General features: G+C 35.2%; 7 protein-coding genes. 2 read left to right on the top strand and 5 right to left on the bottom strand.

The window, feature by feature from the left end; translation table 11 throughout:
- Positions 1-119: 119 nt before the first annotated feature.
- Positions 120-383, top strand: coding sequence for a right-handed parallel beta-helix repeat-containing protein (locus AC1M9F_RS14435; RefSeq protein ID WP_481598109.1), 264 nt, complete (start codon positions 120-122; stop codon positions 381-383).
- Positions 384-435: 52 nt separating this feature from the next.
- Here AC1M9F_RS14435 and AC1M9F_RS14430 read toward each other — a convergent pair whose 3' ends face one another.
- The 5 genes from AC1M9F_RS14430 to AC1M9F_RS14410 all read right to left on the bottom strand — a co-directional run bounded on the left by AC1M9F_RS14430 (position 436) and on the right by AC1M9F_RS14410 (position 4156).
- Positions 436-1377 carry a replication initiation protein gene (locus AC1M9F_RS14430; protein ID WP_481598108.1) on the bottom strand — a complete coding sequence of 314 codons (942 nt, stop codon included), beginning with the start codon at positions 1375-1377 and terminating at the stop codon, positions 436-438.
- A 201-nt stretch (positions 1378-1578) separates the two neighbouring features.
- A complete protein-coding gene (locus AC1M9F_RS14425; RefSeq protein ID WP_481598107.1) occupies positions 1579-1860 on the bottom strand; it encodes a type II toxin-antitoxin system RelE/ParE family toxin in 282 nt (93 codons plus the stop codon).
- Positions 1853-2143 carry a type II toxin-antitoxin system RelB/DinJ family antitoxin gene (locus AC1M9F_RS14420; protein WP_481598106.1) on the bottom strand — a complete coding sequence of 97 codons (291 nt, stop codon included), beginning with the start codon at positions 2141-2143 and terminating at the stop codon, positions 1853-1855. Before AC1M9F_RS14420 ends, AC1M9F_RS14425 begins: the two co-directional genes overlap by 8 nt.
- 68 nt (positions 2144-2211) lie before the next feature.
- Entirely contained in the window at positions 2212-3834 is a 1623-nt protein-coding gene (locus AC1M9F_RS14415; protein WP_481598105.1) for a relaxase/mobilization nuclease domain-containing protein, read from the bottom strand.
- On the bottom strand, positions 3824-4156 hold the full coding sequence (locus AC1M9F_RS14410) for a plasmid mobilization protein (protein WP_481598104.1): 333 nt from the start codon (positions 4154-4156) through the stop codon (positions 3824-3826). The genes AC1M9F_RS14415 and AC1M9F_RS14410 overlap by 11 nt, the downstream gene beginning before the upstream one ends.
- A 275-nt stretch (positions 4157-4431) precedes the next feature.
- Between AC1M9F_RS14410 and AC1M9F_RS14405 the strand changes: the two genes are divergently transcribed.
- On the top strand, positions 4432-4809 hold a 378-nt coding region (locus AC1M9F_RS14405), incomplete at its 3' end, for a hypothetical protein (protein ID WP_481598103.1).

Below are 4809 nucleotides of genomic sequence, written 5' to 3'. Positions count from 1 at the left end.
AACAGCAACATGTTTAATGCTATTCAATCTATTGAGTAGTTGGATAACTGTAAAAAGTGAACTAGCAATACAACTCACAGAATATAGACAGTTCATTACCTCTTTAGTTGGAGGTTAAAATGGCTGGAATAAGAATGGATAATTGCATAGGCGCTAAAATTATTGATTGCAGTTTTGAAAATTGCGATGTAGCAATAGAAGCTTCAAATAGTAGAGAAATACAAATAAGCGGGACTACAATTAATGACTGTGACAAAGGTGTGAAATTAGATAATTGTTGGGATTCAGAAGTAACTGAAACAACAATGAATAATTTAAGATCATCAAGTAGATTCAGATTAAATTTATTATCAGCTCTTATAAAACACTACATGTATAAATAAAAAAAACCATATCAGATAGAAGCAAAACGGCTGATATCTGATATGGCGGCACTTATACCGATTTACACCATTTAATTGCAGTTGCTTTAGTACATCCTAGCTCTACTGAGATCTTACTAAAGCTTAATCCTTCCTCTCTTAATTTCTTAGCCTGCTCTCTCAATTTATCGTATTTGGCAGATTTAGCCTTTCCACCTAATGAACATGCCCCTTTCGCATTAGCTCGTTTTGCATTATTAGATTGCCATTCGCTAAACCCAGCATACGAAAAATTACGCCAACAATAGTTAGCAATACTTTTAGCTGTAGCTTTAATCTCGCTATAGGGCAATGGTTCTTCAAAATCCCTATTCAATGCTTCTAAATGCGTTAAAACAGCTTTTTCCCATATAAGGCTACTATTATGATGTAAATAGTCTCTAACAGCTGTATATGCCCATTTACGCACTGTATCGAACAGTGTGCAGTTACGTCCAAGTCCTGAAACTTCCTGTTTCTTGCTTAATTTCTTTGGTAACTCTACAAAATCAGCTAAATAATCGAGCGTATAGGCTCTTTCAGTCCAAAAGGTTGTACGCCAATCAGCATGAAAAGGGTTTTTTGTAATGAGATGGCTATAGCCAACATCGGCACCAAGTTTATTTGCAAGTCCAGCTTGAATTTTAGCAGCATAACTAATAGCTTTTTGACTGGCTAATTCACTGGTACACAGAGGTATTTCTAATTTATAGCAGATATGAGCATGACCATTCTTTTGGGTCTGTGCTGTCCAATAAGGCATTGGTAGATTTGCATCATGCCAAGCCATGACAGCTTCTGCACTATCTATGTCAAAAAAGAAGTAATGAATCATACAAGGCTGATTACCCTGTATATATTGCATGTTGATTGCCGTTTTTTTGGGTCTTATTTGTAAGCCATACAGTAATTCATCTGCACAGTATGGTTTATGAGCAAGATTTTCAAAAAAATCGCTTAATTGTACGTTTTTCACCTTTTGCAACGTCCTGTATGTTGCAAATGCTCAAAACATCGGTAAAATACTAATATATATTTGAGTTTAGCGATGCTTTAAGTATTTGTTAAACAATGAGAAAAAAGTAGGTTTGCCGACCTGCTTTTTTTTCGCCTATAGAAAATACTACACTATTTTTAATCTAAACAACTAATTGATTTTTATTGACTTATATCAGTCCTATTTATTTCTACGTTTTCCAAATAATTCAGAATGACTACCAATTCGTACCAATTGTAAATAGTCCTCTTTTGTAGCATAGATTAATACTAAATCGGGTTTTACGTGACAATCTCGAAAACCAATCCAATCCCCAGTAAGACTGTGATCACAATATTTTTCAGGTAATTCGAGATCATTGCAAAGACAATGCAATACTTCTGCCCATGCAGGTGTAATTAGCTCTAAAAATTGCTTTTTAATATCTCGTTTAAATTGACTTTCAGCTAATATTTTACGCATTGGCTAATTCTTGCATTGCTTTCATAAAGTCTTCAGGTGTTGCATAAGCTTCTGAGAAATCAGTTCTATTTTTAGCTTCAAGCAATGCTTTTCTAGTCACACTATTCGGTACATTATCATCTTCTGCATAATCAAAAGACAAAGGGATTTTATTCGTTTCAGCAACTTGAGTTAAAAATAATTTGAAAGCTTGTGATGCACTCAATCCGTAACGCTCAAATACTGGAAATGCTTTATCACGTAAATCTTGTTCAAGTCGAAGATTAAAATTTGTTGTAGCCACTTCATCACCTATATTTTACATAATGCGTATTATAGTAAATCAAATGTACGCCAAAAAATAATATTTTTCTACCTTTCCATACCATAATCTTTTTTATTTGATTTTTGCTCTAACTTTATTTGGGCATCAATTTGCTGTTCAGCTCTCGTAATCTGCTGTTCAGATTGTTTAACTGTTGATTTTGACTGGTCAATTCCTCGTTCTGCACTCTCAATACTTGATTCTGATCGTTCAAGGCTTCTATCTGCTCGGTCTGTCTTTGATTTATTTTGTTTAAATCGTTCAACTGTTTCTCTAAAGAGTTCAATAATTCGTTGTAGCGATTCATGAAGTCGTTTGGCATTGTCTTGTTCCGATGTATTAGATTGATCTTTTTCAGGCTGTTTTATCTGTTTTTGGCTTGGTAAATTTTCAAATAGATAACCACTTTTTTGTAAAAGCTCCATTCCATCACTTGACTGATTAAATGGATTCTCAAAAGGGTTTTTTAAATCAGTCTTTACTTGGTGAGCTTGAGTACCATTTGATCGTTGGTATTCTCGAATGCTTTGGCTTTCTTGCTGTTCTTCGCCACGATGAACATGCTTTTCTTGTCCTCGCTCTCGACTAATTTCACTCTGCGTAAGATTTGTTTTTCCAAAGGTGTTTGGTCGATTTTGAAGTTCAGTTCTGCTAGTTCCTGATTCTTGGCTTGGATTTGCTTTCCTAGCCAAAAATTCATGCCTAGAAATATCAGAAACATTGAAATCAACACGCCCAACACTGTTCCCTTGAGTATATTCAAACGCAAAGCGTTTCTGATTTTCGGCTGTTGGTCTTGGATAATCTGAAGATTTGAGCTTAAAAGTTTCTTGGTTTGCTCGTTGTTTATTTTCAACAAAGCGGTGTAGCTTTCCAGATGCTGTTTCGTAACGCTCTCGGCTTGTTCTTTGATAATCCTGTCCTGCTCGGCTGTGTTCTTCTGCAAGTTGTTTATCAAATTGTCGATTTTCATAAATTACGCCCTCTAAACGTATATTTCTTTTGCCGTCAGGATTTTTAATACTGATTGATCGTTCTGTTTGCCGTGTGATTTCAAAACCTGCATTTTCAAGCGTATTGACAACATCTTGCCGATTTTGGATATTTCCGTTGCTGATCTGCTCTGCTATCGCTGTACCAATCTGTTGTTTTATTTCTTTGACATTTTCAGGCAAATTTTGGCTGTTCAAAGTTTTTATAGCTTGGGCTTTATCAGGTGCATGAGGGTCTGATAATCCATAATTAAAATTGGTAACTTGTTTCCAATTTTCCACCAATGGACGGTCTGCTTGATCAAAATAAGGCTGTAAGCGTTTTCCAGTACTTAATTCGACATTTGGAATAACGAAATTTAATTCTAAACGTCCTTTGTCGGTATGTTCTATCCAAGTGATGTCATATTGATCTCGATCTAAGCCTGCAAGGAGCGTTTCTTCAAAGCTCTGCATGATTTCTTGTTTTTGTTTTTCTTCAAGATTGACTTCTTCAAACGATAAAACACCTACAGTATAACGATTTTGGAAATCCAAATTATCCGCTAATCGTTGTGTGAGTTCAGGATCACCACTTAATAAAACTGCACCAAACCGGTCTCTATCTTCACCAAGTAGGTAATCAATGGTTGCACTTGCGCTGCCACCGCCTTTATTTCCTAGAAATTTAACGATCATAGTCAGCTAGAACCTTTTGTAATTGTTCTCTAATGATTGCTAGTTCTGCAAAAGCTCTGATTTTCTCTATATCTGATTCAACCGTATTTACTTGCCTAGCAATTTGATTCAGGTTGCCACCAATACGCCCAAGTGCTGCTAAAAGTTGAGGATCTGCAACTTTATAATTTCGTTTTTTATTCGGTTTTTCTTCTAAACAGGTTTGTCTTATCCACGTTGCCAACTCCCCACCTGTCATACGTTCAAGTAATGCTTGATGTTCCGCTTCTGTTAAACGGACTTTAATTTCTTTCTGTCTTTTGACGATTTCTTTTTTAGTCATGACTAAATCCGTTTCGTTGATTGGGTCGGCTTTTTTATTTAAGAAATATGTCCATCTTTGATGGCCGTAATTCTTAAATAAAAATGTCGAAAGAGGGTCAAGGGAGACTTCCCTTGCAAGGCACAAAAGGGAACTCTATCGAAAACTTTAGTTTTTGTATAGAGTACCCTTTGTGTGTCCTTGCCCTATAGTATCTAAAATAGATGCTTTGTTTAAAAAATAAAGCTTGTTCACTTAATGTATAATCTACTTTATTTCTATTTTAAAGGATGTATATGGCTACTGGCGTTGAGATTAATGGGGGCGGAAATAATAAGGTTTCCAAAAGTTCATTTTATTTGAGTGAGGACAGTAAAGCTGTAGTTATAAACGATAGCGAAGGCAACGAAGTTTCAGAGATTCTTGTAGTCGTTCAAGAAAATATAGAAAAGCTCAAACAGATTCAAAGTGAAGTTCTTGCAATCAATGATTATTCTATTAATCCTAAAACGGATAATACTTTTAAAGATGATGTATTAACTAGAATACCTGTATTGATTAATGCCAAAGATGAAACAACAATAACAGCAACATGTTTAATGCTATTCAATCTATTGAGTAGTTGGATAACTGTAAAAAGTGAACTAGCAATACAACTCACAGAATATAGACAG

The organism is Acinetobacter sp. ANC_7504, assembly GCF_056779995.1.
The sequence above is the reverse complement of the archived record's forward strand: the minus strand, read 5'-3'. Positions and strand labels throughout refer to the sequence as shown.

Bases quoted from the DNA above. Each gene is read 5' to 3' on its own strand.
- AC1M9F_RS14435 (WP_481598109.1), top strand. From the start codon at position 120: ATGGCTGGAATAAGAATGGATAATTGCATAGGCGCTAAAATTATTGAT.
- AC1M9F_RS14425 (WP_481598107.1), bottom strand. From the start codon at position 1,860: ATGCGTAAAATATTAGCTGAAAGTCAATTTAAACGAGATATTAAAAAG.
- AC1M9F_RS14415 (WP_481598105.1), bottom strand. From the start codon at position 3,834: ATGATCGTTAAATTTCTAGGAAATAAAGGCGGTGGCAGCGCAAGTGCA.
- AC1M9F_RS14410 (WP_481598104.1), bottom strand. From the start codon at position 4,156: ATGACTAAAAAAGAAATCGTCAAAAGACAGAAAGAAATTAAAGTCCGT.